This window comes from Oricola cellulosilytica, from assembly GCF_019966575.1.
Taxonomy (GTDB): Bacteria; Pseudomonadota; Alphaproteobacteria; order Rhizobiales; family Rhizobiaceae; genus Oricola; species Oricola cellulosilytica.
Window position 1 is genome coordinate 396,818 of record NZ_JAINFK010000005.1, and the last position, 19,116, is coordinate 415,933.

A 19,116-nucleotide genomic window follows, 5' to 3' on the forward strand; every position below is an offset into this window, starting at 1 on the left:
AGCAGTCCCATTCCTGCTTGCGCGACGCGCTTCCCGTGCGTGAGCTACAATTTATGACACCCGTTAAAGAAGGTGTCAGTTGCGCAGTGTGAAAAAGGGGGATGCTTACGTTAATTCAATCTTCAGCGGAACTGGCGCAGCGCGATCATCAGCGTTGCAGGTGGGAGAATTATCGCCGCATACCAGCGCGCCGGAGCGCACTGGTCATCTACACGGCAGTCTCTGTTCACTGACGCTCGAACATCCTTGTACCGCCGACACTGAGACGCTTTACGGGCACCTCGCAATCGATCGCCCGCCGGAGATTGTCCAGCGTCCGGACGTGCAGGACAGGGCGCGAATCGAAACCCCGGCCGGCCTGAAGGAACTGACCTGAAACGGGAGGGTCCGGCGACGTCTTCCGGCGATCGGGCACAGCGGCGGCGGTTTTCCACAGACGGCCGCCCAAACCTCTCTGCGGCTCCCACGCCCGCGCCCAGTCGGCGGCCCGCAGGTAACCCGGCGGCCTCGGAAATTCCAACGTCCAGCGGCACGCAATGCACGAATTGCCGTTATCCCCGGCTTCCACACAGCCACACACAACATATTGGGTTTTCGTCTGTCGCAAAAACTAGCGCTTGACCGGATTTTGCGAGTCGCCTTTTATGGCAGAAACGTGACTGCGGTCACTGCGCCGGAATGTTCATTGGGGCCGGCTTTTTTCAAATTCTGTCGCTCGACTGGGGTGCGGCGGAGCCTTAGGGCTTATCCGCTTGGTCGGCAGACGTGTGCGCGTGAGGGGTTTTTGGCAGTTCGGAAAGTGGTGGCGTAAAGCACTTGTTAATACTATATTTAGTGTTTGCGGCTATGTTCACCACTAGATAGAGTGATCCTTCCGGACCGGAAGAGACTCACCGAGATCGAACCGGGCGGCAATCGTGAATAAGTGGTGCTGGCAGCGAAAAGGCGTTCGAGGACGCGAATCGCGCCGACACGATTGGGCGGCGCGTGAGAGCGCGTCGGATGGCAACGCTATGTCCGGAACGGTCCCGTTGGGACAGGTTTTGCGGCATACTATATATTGAGAGACGAGGATCCGACGACAATGCGCATCGAACGCCGCTTTACCAAGCCAGGCCAGTCCCCTTACGCCGAGATTGCGTTTCGCAAGGCGACGAGCGAGATCCGCAATCCGAACGGGTCGATCGTATTCCGCCTCGAGGATATCGACGTCCCGCAGCAGTTTTCGCAGGTCGCTGCCGACATTCTGGCGCAGAAATATTTCCGCAAGGCCGGCGTGCCCGCGCGCCTCAAGAAGGTCGAGGAAAATTCCGTCCCTTCGTGGCTGTGGCGCTCGGTCGCTGATGAGGATGCGCTTGCCGAACTTCCCGAGGACGAGCGCACTGGCTCAGAGACCGACGCACGTCAGGTCTTCGACCGCCTCGCCGGCACCTGGACCTATTGGGGCTGGAAGGGCGGCTACTTCGAGTCCGAGGAAGACGCGCTGACCTTCCGGGACGAGCTCGCCTACATGCTCGCCACCCAGCGCGTCGCGCCCAATTCGCCGCAGTGGTTCAACACCGGCCTGCATTGGGCCTACGGCATCGACGGCCCCGGCCAGGGCCACTTCTATGTCGACCCGTTCACCGGCAAGCTGGTGAAGTCGAAATCCTCCTACGAGCACCCGCAGCCGCACGCCTGCTTCATCCAGTCGGTCGGCGACGACCTCGTCAACGACGGCGGCATCATGGACCTGTGGGTACGCGAGGCGCGCCTGTTCAAATACGGCTCGGGCACCGGCTCCAACTTCTCGCATCTGCGCGGCGAAGGCGAGAAGCTGTCGGGCGGCGGCAAGTCGTCCGGCCTGATGAGCTTCCTGAAGATCGGCGACCGCGCCGCCGGCGCCATCAAGTCGGGCGGCACCACCCGCCGCGCCGCCAAGATGGTGGTCGTCGACATCGACCATCCCGATATCGAGCAGTATATCGACTGGAAGGTGAACGAGGAGCAGAAGGTCGCGGCGCTCGTCACCGGCTCCAAGACCGTCAAGAAGCACATGACCGCCGTCATGAAGGCCTGCATCAATTGCGAGGCCGACAATGACGAATGCTTCGATCCGAACAAGAACCCGGCCCTCAAGCGCGAGATCCGCGCGGCGAAAAAGGCAATGGTTCCAGAGAATTACGTCAAGCGCGTGATTCAGTTCGCGAAGCAGGGCTACACCGACCTCGAGTTCAAGACCTACGACACCGACTGGGATTCCGAGGCCTATCTCACCGTGTCCGGCCAGAACTCCAATAACTCGATCTCGGTCAAGGACGAGTTCCTGCGCGCCGTCGAGAACGACGGCGACTGGAACCTCGTCAACCGCATCGACGGCCAGGTCGCCAAGACCGTCAAGGCCAAGGAACTGTGGGAGCGCGTCGGCTATGCCGCGTGGGCATCCGCCGATCCGGGCATCCACTTCAACACCACGATGAACGACTGGCACACCTGCCCGGCCGAAGGCCCGATCCGCGCCTCCAATCCGTGCTCGGAATACATGTTCCTCGACGACACGGCCTGCAACCTCGCCTCGATCAACCTGCTGCAGTACCGCGATGCTGCCACCGGCAAGTTCGACATCGAGGCCTATGAGCACACCGTCCGGCTGTGGACCGTCGTGCTCGAGGTCTCGGTGATGATGGCGCAGTTCCCGTCGAAGCAGATCGCCGAACTGTCCTACAAGTACCGCACGCTCGGCCTCGGCTACGCCAATATCGGCGGTCTGCTGATGACCTCCGGCATCCCCTACGATTCCGACACCGGCCGCGCCATCTGCGGTTCGCTGACGGCGATTATGACCGGCATCGCCTATGCGACCTCGGCCGAGATGGCCGGCGAGCTCGGCCCCTTCCCCGGCTACAAGCCGAACGCGAAAAACATGCTGCGGGTGATGGAGAACCACCGCCGCGCCGCCTATGGCGAAACGCAGGGCTACAAGGGTCTCGCCGTCAATCCGGTGCCGATCAAGGCCGGCGACTGCCCGGACGCCGAGATGGTCGCCCACGCGAAGGCCGCCTGGGACAAGGCGATCGAGCTCGGCAAGAAAAACGGTTACCGCAACGCCCAGGCCACTGTCATCGCGCCCACGGGCACCATCGGCCTCGTCATGGATTGCGACACCACCGGCATTGAGCCGGACTTCGCGCTGGTCAAGTTCAAGAAGCTCGCCGGCGGCGGCTACTTCAAGATCATCAACCGCGCCGTGCCGGAAGCCTTGCGCACGCTCGGCTACTCGGAAGCCGAGATCGCCGAGATCGAGGCCTATGCGGTCGGCCACGGCAACATGAACCAGGCGCCCGCCGTCAATCCCGGCGCGCTCAAGGCCAAGGGCTTTACCGACGAGAAGATCGAGGCCGTCAACGCCGCGCTGGCGTCGGCCTTCGACATCAAGTTCGCCTTCAACAAGTGGACCCTCGGCGAGGAGTTCTGCAAGGAGACGCTTCAGCTCACCGACGAGCAGATGGACGATTTCTCCTTCGACATGCTGGCCGCGATCGGCTTTGCGAAGAAGGACATCGAGGCCGCCAACATCCACATCTGCGGAGCGATGACGCTGGAAGGCGCGCCGCACCTCAAGGAGGAGCACTACCCGGTCTTCGATTGCGCCAATCCGTGCGGCAAGGTCGGCAAGCGTTACCTTTCCGTCGACAGCCACATCCGCATGATGGCCGCCGCCCAGCCCTTCATCTCGGGCGCGATCTCCAAGACCATCAACATGCCCAACGACGCCACGGTCGACGACTGCAAGTCCGCCTACCTGCTGTCATGGAAGCTGGCGCTGAAAGCCAACGCGCTCTACCGCGACGGCTCGAAGCTGTCGCAGCCGCTCAACGCCTCGCTGATCGAGGACGGGGAGGACGAGGACGACGTCATCGAGGCGATCGTCGAGGCGCCCGCCGCCGCCCGCGCGGTGGAAGTCACCGAGCGCATCGTCGAGCGGGTGATCGAGAAGGTCGTCCGCTCCCAGGAGAAGCTGCCGTCGCGCCGCAAGGGCTACACCCAGAAGGCCAAGATCGGCGGCCACACCGTGTTCCTGCGCACCGGCGAGTATGACGACGGCCGCCTCGGCGAGATCTTCCTCGACATGAACAAGGAAGGCTCGACGCTGCGCGCGCTGATCAACAACTTCGCCATCTCGGTGTCGCTCGGCCTGCAATACGGCGTGCCGCTGGAGGAATATGTCGACGCCTTCGTCTTCACCAAGTTCGAGCCGGCCGGCATGGTCGCGGGCAACGACGCGATCAAGAACGCCACGTCGATCCTCGACTACGTGTTCCGCGAGCTTGCCGTCTCCTATCTCGGCCGGCACGATCTCGCCCATGTCGACCAGTCGGAGTTCACCTCCACCACGCTCGGCAAGGGCATTTCGGAGGGCAAGGCGCAGGCCGTCTCGTCGGGCCTGACGCGCGGCCACAAGTTCTCGGTCGTTTCCGGCCAGGGAAGCGGCAAGCCGAACGAGCCGGCCGGTTCCGCTGGAGGCGCGCCCTCCAAGGCCACCACGCCGACGGCCGTCAACGCCAACCGGGTCAGCGCCGTCGCCTCGGCGGCCGCCGCCAGCCTCGCCACCAAGCCGGTCGCCGAACTGTTCGAGGAGACCTCGGCCTTCAAGCGCGACTACGAGGAGCGCAACGCCGATCTGCAGGCGGAAGCCGACGCCGACGCCAAGGCGGAGGCCGTCCATGCCGCCGCCACCGGCCTGTCGCCGGTCCGCGCAACCGACCGCGCCGAGGCCAAGAAGCTCGAGGCCGACCGCCGCGCCAAGGCTGTGATGCAGGGCTACACCGGCGACATGTGTTCGGAATGCTCCAACTTCACCATGGTCCGCAACGGAACGTGCCTGAAGTGCGACACGTGTGGGTCAACTTCAGGGTGTAGCTAGGAGCTAAAACACGACTCCGAAATAGATGCCCCGCGCTAATTCCAAGTGCGGGGTCACTCTTTTGATATGGAAATACCGAGTGAAATAATCCTGACGTTAAAACGCCTTCGCAGCGAATGCGGACTCGCATTGGCAAGCTGGGCGTTTTTTGAAGTCGCAAACGGCTACCCACACGGCGAAGCGCAAGCCAAGCTAAGAGACGCCGTCAATGCAGCGCACGAAGCTACCGGGTTTCGCTATCTTTTAGAGACCTGTGCTAAAGATGCTGTCCTAACGATTTCTCGTATAATCGATGAATCATCGGGTGCTGGAAAAAAGGACCGCGCAAGCCTAAAGCGCATATATGAGTTCGTAAATCGACCAGAAAATGCGGATGCCTTACCGGTGCTTGCTCGGAAATGGACACCTGGTATTGGAGAAGACCGGAACGAAGAGCTCACACGTACATGCATCGAACGTTTGAGAATACGCCTTTCTGGTAGGCAGAAAGCAGCTCGAAATATCGGCCATATAAAAGCGGCAATTGATGACATTCGAAACTATCATCTTGCCCATGCTCTCAATGCTGATCCTGCACGTCTTCCTCAAATCCGAGAAATTCGCGATGGCATAGTCCTCAGTGTTTGCGCGACGAAAGATGCCTCTTTCGCGATAGAAGGACTCAATTGGGATTCAAAGGGCACTTGGCAGCGATCTCTGGTAAAAGCGAAGGTATTTTGGGATCGGTATGAGAGAGGCTTCCGGGCTTGAGCGAAATTCAAAGCATTTAACTGTGCGAGTTGAAATCAGTGGGACGCTAAAAGATAAGAAGTACTAAGAAGACTAAAATGACTTGCGTTGCATTCACGAGATTCAACAGTAAAGCGGAGCCCATCCCGCTCTCTAACGACGAATATGAACGCGTCGCCTATTCTCGAAAACTGCTTCTGGATTTCATGAGTTTCCAAGAGCAGGTACGGCAGCTAATCCTTAGGCTCCATGAGGTTGAAAGATTTCAACTAGAAAGAGCGCTGTATGACCTCTTAGTCGCCGCCATGGACTACCATGAATTCCAAGAAAGCCGCCTTCAAGCTAACAATGTAGTAGCCGCCTATCTCAACACAATGACATCAATTCGCGATCAGGCGACCAATATCGAAGCACCAAAAGGAGAGTTTCGGTTTCGCGAAAAATTCAGAAGGGAATGGGATAAGGCAAAGAGCAATTCAGCAACTTTCCGACTGGCCTGTCGCTACCGGGTGTATACTCAGCATCAAAATCAGGCAACAACAGGTATTACGTCGGGAGGTGGCTGGGATGAAGAAATGGTACGGTGCGAAACGCATATTACAATCAATGCCAGTCTTTCTGAAATTTGTGAGAATCGGGATATAAGAAAGACTGAGCGAGACGAATATAAAGAGATTTTTGGAGAAGAAATTGATGTGGGATTCCTACTAAGATCGACCTCCAGCGAAATCGCCAAGATAACGAAATCATCCATAAAGGAAATAAGAGATGAGCTTGATTCATCGATGAATTTCTTAACTGAATTCATTGATAAGTATTCTAGACTCGGATCACGAACGATTTCTCTCGGCGTAATCAAAGATAATCGGTTCGTCGAAAGTTTTGTAGTTTTTGATAACCTCGTTGAAAGAGCCAGAGATCTGTTAAATTTTCGATTACTAGAAAACTACGAACTGCATTTCGTATCCAATCGAGACAGAGGGCACGAACGTTCTCCCAAGCTCAGAAGTAAGTTTGTGAAGAAGAAATAATATTAGCTTCAGCTTGGTATTTCCGATCAAACTCCGTAGTTCTCGGGCTTAACCCGGAGATCCACGGCAAAGCCCCCTCATCCGCCTTCTCCGCGATGGGGGAAGGAAGGGTGCCCCATCTCCCCCTTGGAGGGGGAGAAAGCCTTTTCCTGCGCTTACGAAGGCGCATGCCTGAGTAAGTGCTTGGAAAAGGCCAGAGAGGAAGTCGTCAAACATCAGGCCAACAACGCCCGCTCTTGCGATTTCCAGCACTTGGCTGAAGCCAAGACGCTGAAATTGCTTTCTCGCCCTCCAGGGGCAAGAGAGTTGCCCAGTCACCGCGCCAGCCCCGCATCCTACTCCCTCTCCCTGAAAGTAGTGGTCGCGCGGCGCGCCGTCATAGCGGCCGGATGTAAGGCAGCATTTCTTGAAATCTGCGTCCCGATCCGCACGGGCACGGATCGTTGCGGCCCAGCTTCTCTGTCAGCTCGACATCGCCATGGACGGTGCGCGGGCCGGTCTTGACGCGCGTTTCGGACGGGAAGGACTTACGCCGCTTCGACATCACCTCGAAAGGACGGACGGTCGTCATGATCGCGAAATTTGGTCATCTTCGCCTCCATCGCTAGCGTTGACGGGCGGCGTCCATACCCTGGATCTTGGGCGCAAGCAACAATCGCCCCCATATTCTCCTCCGCACGGAACGCTCGTTCACCGCCCGCGTTGTGCATTCGACACCCTGAAAAGGAGAAACCCATGACCAAGGTCACCTACGAAGTCGTCGAGCACAACGGCGGTTACGCCTACCGGGTCGGAGACGTCTACTCGGAGACCTACCCCACCCACGATGCGGCGCACGAGGCCGCCGCCGACGCGGCCAAGCGCCAGCAGCTCGGCGACGAAACGACGCCGATCCAGTACCAGGACGCAAACGGCAAGTGGCACGAGGAGATCGCCCGGGGCGGTCAGCGGCCCGAGACCGAACTCGTCGACGAGACCGCCGGCGAAACCCGCGAGCGCGATTGACGAAGCGCCTTTCTCCCCCGCCGGGGGCGCGATAAATTCCGAGCATGCCCCTCCTCTTCGCCATCGGTGACGTCCACGGCCGGCGCGATCTTCTCGCGGCGCTGCTCGGCGCCGTCGCTCGCATTGACGGGCGGCGTCAATACATTGAACTTCAGGCGGAGGCAGCACGCCCTGATTGTGGCGCACCAAGTGCGAGTGGCTGCACGCCATGCGCCAGCGTGCGGAATCCCACAGGCCCGCGCCGCCGCGGTGCATCTGCATCCCTGCGGCTGTCGCCTCGACGTTCTCTATGGCGATGCAGAACCAGCGGGTACATAGGACCGAACCTAGCGGATATCCTCGGGCTTGACCCGACGATCCACGTCAAAGGCCGCATCAAAAAAACGGTCCGGATCGTCGTCGCTAGCTGAAGTGTCCGGCACGCAGCGAAAGCGCCAGCCCCCCTGTTCGAGACGCATGGACACGCCGATGTCCTCGCTGACCAATCCGCAAAACGCATAGCCGCGCATGCCCGCATCCTCGGCTGTTTCGGTCACGGGTTTCAGGTACACGAGTCGCATGGATCTTTCCGAGCATAACTATTTTTAAGGGGTCAAAAACGCCCAGTATAAAACAGATATATGAGTGTGAGCCAACCCCCAAACGGGGGCCCGGCGGCCGCTTCGAAACCGGCGGCGGCAAGCCCGACGCCTTGCCCTGGTGCCCCGTTCTTGAGATGATGGGCAGGCGAGGGATGCACGATACTCTCGCCCGACCGGCGAGAACATTCCGATCGCAGGACCCGCGGCAAGGAGCAGGCAACGGTGGAAGCGGAAACGGCCAGGATTACCAACGGTCTGATCAGCGCGGCGTACGGCGCCGCCGTGGGCGACGGAAGCTGGGAGGAGTTCGTTGGGGCGTGCGGACGCGCCTTTCCCTGGTCGAAAACGGCCTTTACCCTGTTCGACCGCGACACGCGGCATTGCTCCACCTTTTCGTCGGCCAATTACGAACCCGGCTACCTTGAAAGCTGGCACGCCCACTACTCGTGCATCGACCCGTGGATCGAAATGAGCCGCGGCAGCGGCTGGACGCTGCGATGGTCGAACGAGACCCTCAGCATGCGCGATCTCAAGAAATCCGAGTTCTATGCGGACTGGCTGCGGCCCCAGGACGACAATTGCCTGGGGTTCGCCGTCAACATGCACAATGGGCCCGGCCGCAACTTCATGATGTTGCACATGTTCAGGGAGAGAGACGAGCCGGCGGCGAAACAGCAATACAAGGTCATGCGGACGGTCAGGCCCCATCTGCTGCGGGCCTACGAGATTCAGCGTCAGGTCGCCCTCGAACGGGCGCGCACCGCGGGATTGGAAACCGCGCTGGACTGCATGCGGCACCCGGTTCTCATGCTCGATCCCGACTGCCGGATCATATACGCGAACGGATCGGCCGAAGCGTCGATGTCCGAGGGCAGCCTCTTTACGTCCGACGCCACCGGGCGTCTCGCGATGCGCGACAGCAATAACGACGCGGCCGTAAAAGGTCTGGCGCGTCGGCTCTTGCGGCCCCGCCAGGTCAGCGATCCGCCTCTCCTGTCACTCAAATCCGGCGATAGCGGCCGGTTCGTCTGCATCCTGGCCCCGTTCTATTCCAGGGACGCCAGGTTGGATCTGGTTCGCGGCACGGAAATCCGGCCGTCCGGTTTTATTCTGGTCATCCTCGATCTGCGGCGAACCCCGGTGGAACCGGGCACGGTCCTCGCCCATCTTTTCGGCCTGACGCCGGCGGAGGCGCGCCTTGTCGCCGCACTCTCCGGAGGAGCGACACTGAGGAGTTACGCCGACCGCCGCCGCATCCGCTACGAAACCGCGCGAAACCAGCTCAAGACGGTCCTGCACAAGACGGCGAGCAGCCGGCAATCTGAGCTCATGCGTGTGGTGTCGCGGGTCGTCGACTTCGAACCGGGGCTGACGTCACGGGAGAAGCGGTAAAACGAGGCCCAGACTGCCGACGCCCTCACTTCTCCCAAAAGGGGAGATGGGAGGTCCAGCGCCCTCACCCCGCCCGGCTCTCCCGCCAGACGATGAACACGCCGCTGGCGATGATGACGGCCGCGCCGAGCCAGGTCACGGCATCGGGGATTTCGCTCCAGAACAGCCAGCCCAACAGCGTCGCCCAGATCAACGCCGTGTAGTCGAACGGCGCCACCACCGCCGCCGGCGCGATGCGGAACGCTTGTGTGATCAGGGTGACGCCCGCCGTGCCGAACAACGCGATCGCGAAGAACAGCCAGAGATCCTCGCCCCGCACGGCGGTCCACAGGAACGGCATGGCGAGCGCGCACAGCGCCCAGCTGGCCCCCGTCAGATAGAGCATCAGCGTCCAGACAGACTCGCGCGGATCATCATCACCGCGTAGAGAAAGGCAGTCGCCACCGGGAATAGCGACGCGGTCTGGAAGGCGGCGCTCCCCGGCCGCATCACGACCAGAACCCCGATAAAGCCGGCGAGAACCGCCGACCAGCGCCGCCAGCCGACGGTTTCCTTCAGCACCACCGCGGACAGAGCGGTGATGAAGACGGGCGCGGCGAACACCAGCACCGTCGCGCCTCGGCCAGCCCGAGATGGCGCAGGCCGGTGAAGAACAGGGTCGCGGCGGCGACCCAGATCACGCCGCGCGCCAGATGCGCCAGCGGCTTGCGCGAGCGCAAAGCCGCCGCGCCGCCCATCTTCCAGGCGATCGCCGCGGCGATCGGCAGGGCGATCAGGTTGCGGATGAACAGGATCTGCAGCGGCGTGTAGCCGGCGGTCAGCGTCTTGGCGATGGCGTCATTGACCGACAGGCAGGCGACGCCGACGGCCATCAGCGCTATGCCGGTGACCGCCTGCGGCCTTGCAACTGCCCCGCCTCCTGCATGTCTCCAACCCTCCCTGCCGCGCCTGGCGTATCGCTTCCCTATCGCCGGCGTGGCGGGGAAGGAAGAGCTTTCGGCGCCGGGCCCGGCCGGCGAGCGTCGCGAACAGCGCGGAGACCGCCCGCGCCATCGCGCCGAACAGCGCCCCGATCGCCGCGCTGCGCTCGGCCGCAGCGGCCGCCCGCGCCTCGTCCATCAGCGCGTCCTGCTCCTGCGCCGTCAGCGCATGGAAGTCGTATCTTGAGGCGGCAAATTTGCGGATCGTCCTCATGGCCCGTACTACGGATTGTCATGCCGCCGGAATAGCAGGATGGCATTATCTGAGAAAATGAATTATTGGAATATTTCCATTCTCTATTTGAGACTTGCAATGGAACTAACCGATCTCTACATCTTCCGCACCGTCGCCCGTGAGGGCGGCATCACCCGCGCCGCCGAGAAGCTGAACCGCGTTCAGTCCAACGTGACGACGCGCGTCCGCCAGTTCGAGGAGAAGCTCGGCGTCGACCTGTTCGTGCGCACCGGCAAGCGCCTGACGCTGTCGCCCGCCGGCAACACGATGCTCGCCTATGCCGACCGCATGCTCGATCTGGCGGCCGAGGCGCAGAACGCCGTTACCGACCGCGCGCCGCGCGGGCCGCTGCGCCTGGGCGCGATGGAGAGCACCGCCGCCATACGCCTGCCGGCCGCGCTTGCCGAGTTCAGCCGCCGCTTTCCAAAAGTGACTATCGAGCTTCGCACCGGCAACACGCTGGAGCTGGGCGCCACGCTGCTGGCCGGCGATGTCGACGCTATCTTCGCTGGCGAGCCTCTGCCCGAGGGGCCGTTCGACACGCTCACCGCCTATGTCGAGGAACTGGTCGTCGTCACCGCCAGGAACGTGCCACTGGACGGGCCGCCCGGCAGCCCGTCGCGCGTCATGCTCGCCTTCGAGCATGGCTGCCCGCACCGCATGCGGCTGGAGGAATGGTTCGAATCCCGCGCCGTGATGCCGGAGCGCATCGTCGAGCTGGGCTCCTGGCACGCCGTTCTCGGCTGCGCCGCGGTCGGCATGGGCGTGGCGCTCCTGCCCCGCGTCGTCGTCGACACCATTCCCGACCGCGCCGCGCTGCGGCTGCACGAGCTGCCAGACGGCAGGAACCGCGCACGCACCCTGCTCGCCTGGCGCAAGGGCGTCACCCCGCCCAATGTCGAGGCGCTGGCCTCGCTCTACAGGGAAGGGTCCGCGATCTGACCGGTGACCCGGCCTTGCCTCTCCTCTTCGCCATCGGCGACGTGCACGGCCGGCGCGATCTGCTGGCCGCGCTGCTCGCCGCCGTGGAGGTCGAGGCGGAGCGGCTCGGAAAGCCGCCGCGCCTGATTTTCCTCGGCGACATCATCGATCGCGGGCCGGAAAGCCGGCAGGCGCTCGATCTGGTCGTCGCGGCACTCGCAGAACATGCCGGCTCGAAGCTCATCCTTGGCAATCACGAGGAGTTCCTGCTGGATTTTCTCGACAACGCCGAAAATCGCGAGAGCGCGGCCCGGAACTGGTTCGCAAATGGCGGCCTTGCGACGCTCAAGTCCTATAAATTCGGCGAGACGGAGCGCATCGACACCATCGCAGCGCATTTCGCGCGCGACTTTCCCGGTCACGTCGCCGCCATGCGCGCGGCGGACTGGATGGTGGAGACGGAACGCCACGTCTTCGTTCATGGCGGGATCGACCCGCACGTCTCCCATTCTACGCAGGACCCGGGGACGACGCGGTGGATCCGCCACGATTTCCTCGACTGGCGCGGATCGCTGCCGAAAGCCGTCGTCCACGGCCACACACCGACCGACTCATGCCTGCCGGAAGTTCACCCCAACCGCATTGCGCTCGACACCGGCGCGGTGTTTTCCGGCCATCTCACCTGCGTGATTTTCGATGACGGCACGCCGCCCCGCTTCCTGGCCACGGACGACAGCGGCGGCGAGATAACGGTGGCCGAGGTCGATCCCGTCGTCTTCGGCTGACCGCCCGCCAAGCCCGTCGCGCGCGATGCACAGCTATCCGGGACGTGGATAAGTTTTTTGCCGGGTTCCGGCCAACCCATTGTTCTCTCTGGGTATTATATTTTTTCTACCGAAAACTTATCAACACCTCTGAGATCTCCCGCATACTTGCCGGACGTTCCTCCACGGGGAGCCGGGTTCATGGACCGGATGGCCAGGCGGAGGGATGCGGTGCCGGCTGGGGCGTGCGGTTCACGCCTGGCAAGAGCTTACGGCCGGGCCCTAGCCTTCAGCTTTTCGGCCGGTCCCACGGGACCGCGAGCCGTGGCCGGGAGGCGGGTGAGCAACCGGCTGGCGGTCGATCCGATCGCACCAAACCTATTCACAGAAGCGTGACGACGACCGCCCGCTTCCCATGAATGTTTCAATGGCCAGACTGGAGACAGGGCGTGGCAAGAAAGAGGCACGCCCGCAAGGGGCCCATCAGCGAGGGCGTAGCCCGAAGCTTAAGGATGGGACAGATAACGGCCCATCAGCGAGGGCGTAGCCGGAAGCTTAGGATGGACAGACGACTCGGCCCGCCGGCGAGGACCGGATAGCGGCATGCCGCTTACGAAAGAAAAGGGTCAGGAGCTTAAGGGCGGGACAGATAACTCGGCGTGGCAATGGGGAGGCATGTGTCGATATCGAAATCCCGGCCGCAGCCAAACCCAGGATCGTCATTCTCGGGCTTGATCCACGGATGACGGAGGTATCAAGCCCCACCCGCGGGCCGCCCTCCCCGCACCGGTTCCATGCTTGGCGCGCATGGCTGGATTGCGCTTGCCCCCCTGCCGGATGCTGCACTGCAGCGCCATATTGCCGTCAACAAGAAGAAAGGAAAACAAGATGAACAACAAACGACTGGCAAATGTGTTTGGCCGCATCTCCGGAATCCTGCAGGGTCCGAGCCGCCAGCAGATTGAAACCGAATATCTGAACCGCTCGCTCTCGATTCACGATCTCGAGCGCCGCCAGCGCGAGATCGACGCCGGCAAGTTCAGCAGCTTCTGACGAATTTCCGGGCGCGGGTCGCAAACGGAAAAGCCCGCGTCCTTTTGCGACGCACGCATGCACGATCGGCATGGCAGGGATCGCGAAATCGCGTTGGTGCGCACTTTTGAAAAGGCGTACGGGCGCGATCGGATCAACTGGTAACGATGGAATACCACCAATGAGCAACCGTGGAATTTTCGGCGCTTACACCGGCATGTTGTCGGTTGCGTCGCGCCAGGACGCACAGCCTGCCCCGTTCTCGCGGCCCAAACGCCGCAAGCGCTTCCTGCGGCTCTTCTGAGACCGCACCATAGCCGAACCTTGAAAAGCGGGGCGTCCGGAAACGGGCGCCCCGTTTCGCGTTACCCCGCGCGACGGCTCCCGCAACCGTGACAGCCGGCACGCGCCTCGTGATCGCCCGGGGCTGGTTTTAGCACTCGCCACCCCCCACATGTTCATCACGGGATGAAAATCCCGGAAATGCGTTCCGTTAAGGGAGAAAACGGTGACGAGAGCAACTGACGAAAGGCCCGCCCGCGCGGCATGATGTGAGCCGTCTCCGCGCCGAAAGGCGGGAGAAAGGTGACGGCATGCCACGGTTCATTCCGTACCGAACCCTGTTCCGACCTGCCCTTGCCGGTCTGGCGCTGCTTGCGGCTTCCGCCGCGGCCGTCGCGCCGGCGAGCAGCCAGCCGGTTCCGCCCCAGCGATGCGCCGCCCATGACGACCTGCGCGACTTTCTCTCCAGCCGTTACAAGGAACAGCCGAAATCGATCGGGGTCATCGGTGAGGCGGCCGTGATCGAGGTCTTCGTGGCCGAGTCCGGAACCTGGACGATCCTCGTCACCCGGGCGAATGGCAACAGTTGCATTGTCGCAGCCGGCCATTCCTGGGAGGACATTCCGATCGTCCTTGGCCAGGCAACCTGACGGGAAATTCTTTCCTTTCAGGAACCCCTGCAGGATTCGAGCGTTCGACCCACAGCCCGTCTTGCCGGGCAGCTGAAACGGACAACCGGCAGAGGAGACCGTCATGTCCAGCCGCACCAACTTCCTTTTCGATCTTGCCCGCATCATGATCAGGCAGGCCAGACTTCTGAAAGCCGAGGGACTTATCTCAGAGGCCAAAGCTGTTGCGAAACGCGCGGTCGAGATCAACCATATGGGCCACGCCGCGCAGCTTCAGCCGGTGCGCATCCGCACCGATCGCGCGCACCGTCGCTAAGCCGCTTCGATCTGGTTGGAGCCTGAAACTAGTTTCACGCAAGCTCCCCATGCGTCACTGTGCCGGAACACCTGAAATGAGTCGGGGATCCGAAAGACGCCATGATGGTCGAACCAAAAAAACTTCAACGCATCGCCCTTGCAATCGAGCAACAGGCCACCCTCCTCCGCCGGTCGGGCCGCCTCTCCCAGGCCGCCGCCATGGAACGACGCGCTAGCGAGCTGCAGGACTTGTGCGCAGCGCAGGCGAACGTTCCGTCAAACGTCCGGATGCGGGCCGCCTGATTCTACCGGGACGCGGAACGCTCAGCCGCTGCCGTCTTCCAGCATTTCCTTCACTGTCGTCGCAAGTTGTTTGAGCGAAAACGGCTTCGGCAGGAATCCGAACTTCGCGTCCTCCGGCAGGTTCTTGGAGAACGCCTCCTCCGCATACCCGGAAACGAAGATGAACTTGATGTCCGGATGGGTCTTGCGCAATTCGGCGAGAAGCGTCGGCCCGTCCATCTCCGGCATCACCACATCTGACACCACGATATCGACCTTGCCTTCGAGTTCTTCCATGATCTCCAAGGCTTCAACGCCACTTGACGCCTCATGCACCGTATAGCCGCGCGAGGTCAGCGCCCGAACACCCCCCATCCTCACCGCATCTTCATCCTCGACCAGCAATACGGTAGCGCTCCCTGACAGGTCGCGCTTCTTGTCAGCGACGTCGGTATCCGCCCTTTCCACAGGCACGTCCGTCTCCGACGCGGTATGGCGTGGCAGGAAAATCCGGAAGGTCGATCCCTTCCCCTCTTCCGCGTCGGCATAGATGAACCCGCCGGTCTGCTTGACGATGCCGTAGACCATCGACAGGCCGAGACCGGTTCCCTTGCCGACTTCCTTGGTGGTGAAGAACGGCTCGAATATTTTTTCCAGGACATCCGGAGGAATGCCTGTCCCCGTATCCTCGACCTCGATCAGGACGTAATCGCCTGCCTCCATGCCCCGGTATCCGAACGTCTTGGACTCGGCCTCGTCGACATTGCGCGTGCGGATAGCGATGTTGCCCCCGTTCGGCATCGCATCGCGCGCGTTGACAGTCAGATTCACAATTACCTGCTCGAACTGGCCCAGATCGGCTTTCACCGGCCACAAGTCGCGGCCGTGCTCGATCTGGAGATCGACGCCGGTACCAGCCAGGCGCGAAAGCAGCATGCGCAGGTCAGCCAGCACGTCGGTGAGCGCCAGTACTTCGGGCCTCAGTGTCTGCCTTCGCGAGAACGCAAGCAACTGGCGGACCAGGGAGGCCGCGCGGTTTGCGTTCTGCTTGATGTTCATGATGTCCGGGAACGACGGATCGGAGGGGCGGTGGTTGGCGAGCAGCAGATCTGAAGCCATGATGATCGCCGTCAACACGTTGTTGAAGTCGTGCGCAATCCCGCCCGCCAACTGTCCGACAGCCTGCATTTTCTGACTTTGCGCCATCTGGCCTTCGAGCGCCTTCTGCTCGGTGGTGTCCATGGCATAGACGATGGCAGCCTCTTCCGCCGTATCGTCATCGGCATCCTGGTGCCCCGTCACTGCATTGACGAAGACCCGCAGATGCCGTTCGTCCGGCCCGGGATTGAGCACCGTATCGAAGGGTTCGATCTTCGCCTGGTTGTTGCAAGCGGCCGTAAACGCCTTCCGGAACCGTTCCGCGGCATCTCTGTCGAGCAGCGCTTCGAACTTGATGCCCCCCTCCACTGCATCGGAGTCGGTGACCGCTGCGAAGAGGCTGAGAAACGGCGCATTGGTCCGCAGCAACCGCCCCTCGCTGTCCACGGCCGCGATCGCCATCGGTGTGGAATTGAAAAATCGCGTGAAGCGGACTTCCGATCTCCCGGAGATACTTTCGAGGTCGACGCCTTCCGAACGGTTGAGAACGATCGCACGTGTGGGGCCCGAATGTCCGTCGCGGTCGACCTGAATTCTTCGGATCAACTGCACCGGCAAGCTGACTCCATCCGCCTTGGCCATCTCGACGTCGACCACCGATATGCGCGCCGTTCCTGCCTCGGGCCGGGGCGAACTCAACAGCGCCACGCCATCGCCGACGACGATTTCCTCTACCGACATCGAGCCCGGCTGGAACGTGGTCAGATCGACCCCCAGCCAGTTTGCGAGCGTGGCGTTGATGTACTGGATGCGACCTTCGGCATTGGAGGAATAAAATCCTACCGGAGCCTGATCGAGGTGGTCGATTGCCTTCTGGAGTTCCAGAAATGTCTGTTCCTGATGGTCACGTTCCTTGCTGATATCCGCAAGCCTCCAGACGCGAAGCTCGCCTTCGCGGCCCGGCATGCGCAACAACCGCGTACTTGCGCGGTACCAGCGCGGCCCGGAGAATTCTTCGCTCAGTCCGGTATTGAGGCGAAATTCCTCGTCAGCCTCGAGGCCGCGGATCGCGTTGTTGGCGAGGCGATAGACTGCGTTCGCGGCGTCATCATGTTTGGAAAGCACAGTTTCCGGGGTGCGCAGGTCTTCCAGTGAAGCAGCGCCGGTGAGGCCGCAATACGCGGAGTTCGCGTAAACGATTCCGCCCTTTTCGTCGAGAATGCAGATGCCTTCGTCCATCGCATCGACAAAGCTGCGCCCGATATCTTCCGGTCTGCTGGACTTTGCGACCTGAACGAAGCCGATCGCCGAGGCGAAGAGGTAAAACACACCCACCATCGCCAGAACGCCGAGCATCACCAGCAGGAAAGCGTCATTGAGATTGTCGCGAAAGAAAAACAGAAACGCGGCTGCGCCTAATGATGCGATGCCCAAGACAAGCAGACGGAACGCGGCGTTCGGTCGACCGCCATCCGGCCCGGTAATCTGAAAATTAGCCGCAGTATGCGATTTACCGGTGTCGGCCATTGCCCTCTCACTGCCGCATTGCGGCCTTGGATATGGATTTGGGTTGAATCACAAACGTGAAACAGGTGAAAGCCCCGGCACTCAATTTTGTGATTCGTCCGCGCTGTTGCTAACACCCTTCAGCGTTGCGAAAGCGCCGGCAACAGGAGAGCCGCCATGCATGCTTGGATATCGGAAAGGTTTGGCGAGCAAGTCGCGACCTTTGTCACATACGGACTGGGAGCCCTGGCGCTTCTGATCGTCGTATGGATGCTTTGATTCTGGACACGCCGGGTGCGCGGCGGAGTGTTCATCGCAGGCAGCCGGGGACGCAAGCCCCGGCTTGCCGTCGTCGACGCGGCGGCGGTCGACAGCCACCGGCGCATTGTCCTCGTACGACGTGACGACGTCGAGCATCTTGTGATGATTGGAGGGCACAACGATATGGTCATCGAGCGGAACATCGGCATTTCCGCTGCTATTGGTGAGCAAGCGTCGATACGCAATGCCAATCACGAACAGTCAACAGGGCGAGGACAGACGAAGGTTAAGCTGGTTCCCGAGAACCCGGGGCCCGGGGGGCACCGGCCGGTCTCTGCCGATCGGGAACACCGCGGCCGCCAGGAGCCGGTCTTGCATTCATCGGCCTCATCGCGGCCGACTGCAGTCGAGGCAACCTCCGCCGTGCAGCATTTTGCGCCCCCATTTGTCGACGACCCCTCCTTCGGAGCAAAGCAGGAAGGCGAGCCGTACGAAGTGAGAGCAAGCTCACGGGTCGAGGAACCGATTCATGCCCCGAGCGGTGACCTGGTTCATTCCCCAGCACCGATTGCGGAGAAAAGAACTCCCGGCCCCAGAGACGAGGCCTCGCTGGAAAACGAGATGGAAAAACTGCTCGCCGAACTGTCTGACAAGTAGCCGTCGATTTCCCGGCAGATCGCGCCGTTCGGCGCGGATGCGGGTCGTCAATCGTCGCGATAGACCTTTTCCCGCCGCTCGTGACGTTCCTGCGCCTCAAGTGACAGTGTTGCGATCGGCCGTGCGTCCAGTCGTTTCACGCCGATCGGCTCGCCGGTTTCTTCGCAATACCCGTAGGTCCCGTCATCCAAGCGTTTCAGGGCAAGATCGATCTTGTTGATCAGTTTCCGCTGGCGATCCCGGGCACGCAATTCGATCGCGCGATCCGTTTCTGAGGATGCTCGGTCCGCAAGGTCTGGATGATGCGAATTATCGGCCTGCATATGATCGAGCGTTTCACGCGCCTCGCGCAGAATGTCGTTTTTCCATGCGACCAGCTTCGTCCGGAAATAGGTACGCTGCCGATCATTCATGAAGGGCTCGTCCTCGGCCGGCGTGTAATCTGCAGGAATCTCGCTTCTAGGCTCAGGACCTATTAATTTGGTTTGAGATGTGATTCAGGATTTCCGAACAGGAGGTTCTGATGGGTGA

Annotated in this window: 20 protein-coding genes; 12 read left to right on the forward strand and 8 right to left on the reverse strand. The window is 61.4% G+C overall.

What is annotated here, in order from left to right; translation table 11 throughout:
- The first annotated feature begins 1,084 nt into the window (after positions 1-1,084).
- The 3 genes from LC298_RS14325 to LC298_RS14335 all read left to right on the forward strand — a co-directional run bounded on the left by LC298_RS14325 (position 1,085) and on the right by LC298_RS14335 (position 6,663).
- A complete protein-coding gene (locus tag LC298_RS14325) occupies positions 1,085-4,903 on the forward strand; it encodes a vitamin B12-dependent ribonucleotide reductase (RefSeq protein ID WP_131570324.1) in 3,819 nt (1,272 codons plus the stop codon).
- A 66-nt stretch (positions 4,904-4,969) separates the two neighbouring features.
- Positions 4,970-5,653, forward strand: coding sequence for an AbiU2 domain-containing protein (locus LC298_RS14330; protein ID WP_131570322.1), 684 nt, complete (start codon positions 4,970-4,972; stop codon positions 5,651-5,653).
- A gap of 77 nt (positions 5,654-5,730) precedes the next feature.
- A complete protein-coding gene (locus LC298_RS14335; protein ID WP_131570320.1) occupies positions 5,731-6,663 on the forward strand; it encodes a hypothetical protein in 933 nt (310 codons plus the stop codon).
- A 376-nt stretch (positions 6,664-7,039) separates the two neighbouring features.
- Here LC298_RS14335 and LC298_RS14340 read toward each other — a convergent pair whose 3' ends face one another.
- Positions 7,040-7,234 (reverse strand): SEC-C metal-binding domain-containing protein, encoded by a 195-nt coding sequence (locus LC298_RS14340; protein ID WP_131570318.1) that lies wholly within the window; start codon positions 7,232-7,234, stop codon positions 7,040-7,042.
- 164 nt (positions 7,235-7,398) lie between these two features.
- Here LC298_RS14340 and LC298_RS14345 point away from each other — a divergent pair, with 164 nt between their 5' ends.
- Positions 7,399-7,668, forward strand: a complete 270-nt coding sequence (locus LC298_RS14345) for a DUF2188 domain-containing protein (RefSeq protein WP_131570316.1) — start codon at positions 7,399-7,401, stop codon at positions 7,666-7,668.
- Positions 7,669-7,994: 326 nt separating this feature from the next.
- Here LC298_RS14345 and LC298_RS14350 read toward each other — a convergent pair whose 3' ends face one another.
- Positions 7,995-8,228 (reverse strand): hypothetical protein, encoded by a 234-nt coding sequence (locus LC298_RS14350; protein ID WP_131570314.1) that lies wholly within the window; start codon positions 8,226-8,228, stop codon positions 7,995-7,997.
- Between the two features lie 243 nt (positions 8,229-8,471).
- Here LC298_RS14350 and LC298_RS14355 point away from each other — a divergent pair, with 243 nt between their 5' ends.
- Positions 8,472-9,641 (forward strand): helix-turn-helix transcriptional regulator, encoded by a 1,170-nt coding sequence (locus tag LC298_RS14355; protein WP_131570312.1) that lies wholly within the window; start codon positions 8,472-8,474, stop codon positions 9,639-9,641.
- Between the two features lie 64 nt (positions 9,642-9,705).
- On the opposite strand, the gene LC298_RS14360 is transcribed toward LC298_RS14355, so the two are convergent.
- The 4 genes from LC298_RS14360 to LC298_RS14375 are packed head-to-tail and all read right to left on the reverse strand — an operon-like array spanning position 9,706 to position 10,835.
- Positions 9,706-10,026, reverse strand: a complete 321-nt coding sequence (locus LC298_RS14360) for a DMT family transporter (protein WP_223385676.1) — start codon at positions 10,024-10,026, stop codon at positions 9,706-9,708.
- The gene (locus tag LC298_RS14365; protein WP_244596598.1) at positions 10,026-10,244 is read right to left on the reverse strand and encodes a hypothetical protein; all 219 of its coding nucleotides are present in this window, start codon (positions 10,242-10,244) and stop codon (positions 10,026-10,028) included. Before LC298_RS14365 ends, LC298_RS14360 begins: the two co-directional genes overlap by 1 nt.
- Complete coding sequence (locus LC298_RS14370) at positions 10,196-10,513, reverse strand: hypothetical protein (RefSeq protein ID WP_223385678.1); 318 nt, start codon at positions 10,511-10,513, stop codon at positions 10,196-10,198. Before LC298_RS14370 ends, LC298_RS14365 begins: the two co-directional genes overlap by 49 nt.
- Complete coding sequence (locus tag LC298_RS14375) at positions 10,479-10,835, reverse strand: hypothetical protein (protein ID WP_158284792.1); 357 nt, start codon at positions 10,833-10,835, stop codon at positions 10,479-10,481. Before LC298_RS14375 ends, LC298_RS14370 begins: the two co-directional genes overlap by 35 nt.
- Positions 10,836-10,874: 39 nt before the next feature.
- Here LC298_RS14375 and LC298_RS14380 point away from each other — a divergent pair, with 39 nt between their 5' ends.
- From LC298_RS14380 to LC298_RS14400, 6 genes are all read left to right on the forward strand, one after another.
- Positions 10,875-11,798, forward strand: a complete 924-nt coding sequence (locus LC298_RS14380; RefSeq protein WP_131570308.1) for a LysR substrate-binding domain-containing protein — start codon at positions 10,875-10,877, stop codon at positions 11,796-11,798.
- Positions 11,799-11,812: 14 nt separating this feature from the next.
- On the forward strand, positions 11,813-12,562 hold the full coding sequence (locus tag LC298_RS14385; RefSeq protein WP_158284790.1) for a metallophosphoesterase: 750 nt from the start codon (positions 11,813-11,815) through the stop codon (positions 12,560-12,562).
- A gap of 867 nt (positions 12,563-13,429) precedes the next feature.
- Positions 13,430-13,594 (forward strand): DUF3563 domain-containing protein, encoded by a 165-nt coding sequence (locus LC298_RS14390; protein ID WP_131571830.1) that lies wholly within the window; start codon positions 13,430-13,432, stop codon positions 13,592-13,594.
- 160 nt (positions 13,595-13,754) lie between these two features.
- Positions 13,755-13,877, forward strand: coding sequence for a hypothetical protein (locus LC298_RS18050; protein WP_263289202.1), 123 nt, complete (start codon positions 13,755-13,757; stop codon positions 13,875-13,877).
- A 289-nt stretch (positions 13,878-14,166) separates the two neighbouring features.
- Positions 14,167-14,505, forward strand: coding sequence for a hypothetical protein (locus LC298_RS14395; protein ID WP_131571833.1), 339 nt, complete (start codon positions 14,167-14,169; stop codon positions 14,503-14,505).
- Positions 14,506-14,608: 103 nt separating this feature from the next.
- Complete coding sequence (locus LC298_RS14400) at positions 14,609-14,800, forward strand: hypothetical protein (protein WP_131571836.1); 192 nt, start codon at positions 14,609-14,611, stop codon at positions 14,798-14,800.
- A 305-nt stretch (positions 14,801-15,105) separates the two neighbouring features.
- Here LC298_RS14400 and cckA read toward each other — a convergent pair whose 3' ends face one another.
- The gene (gene cckA, locus LC298_RS14405) at positions 15,106-17,688 is read right to left on the reverse strand and encodes a cell cycle histidine kinase CckA (protein WP_131571839.1); all 2,583 of its coding nucleotides are present in this window, start codon (positions 17,686-17,688) and stop codon (positions 15,106-15,108) included.
- Between the two features lie 273 nt (positions 17,689-17,961).
- On the opposite strand from cckA, the gene LC298_RS14410 reads away from it, so the two are divergent.
- Positions 17,962-18,585, forward strand: a complete 624-nt coding sequence (locus tag LC298_RS14410; protein WP_131571842.1) for a flagellar biosynthetic protein FliO — start codon at positions 17,962-17,964, stop codon at positions 18,583-18,585.
- Between the two features lie 47 nt (positions 18,586-18,632).
- Here LC298_RS14410 and dksA read toward each other — a convergent pair whose 3' ends face one another.
- Positions 18,633-18,998 (reverse strand): RNA polymerase-binding protein DksA, encoded by a 366-nt coding sequence (gene dksA, locus LC298_RS14415; protein WP_223385679.1) that lies wholly within the window; start codon positions 18,996-18,998, stop codon positions 18,633-18,635.
- Between the last annotated feature and the right edge of the window lie 118 nt (positions 18,999-19,116).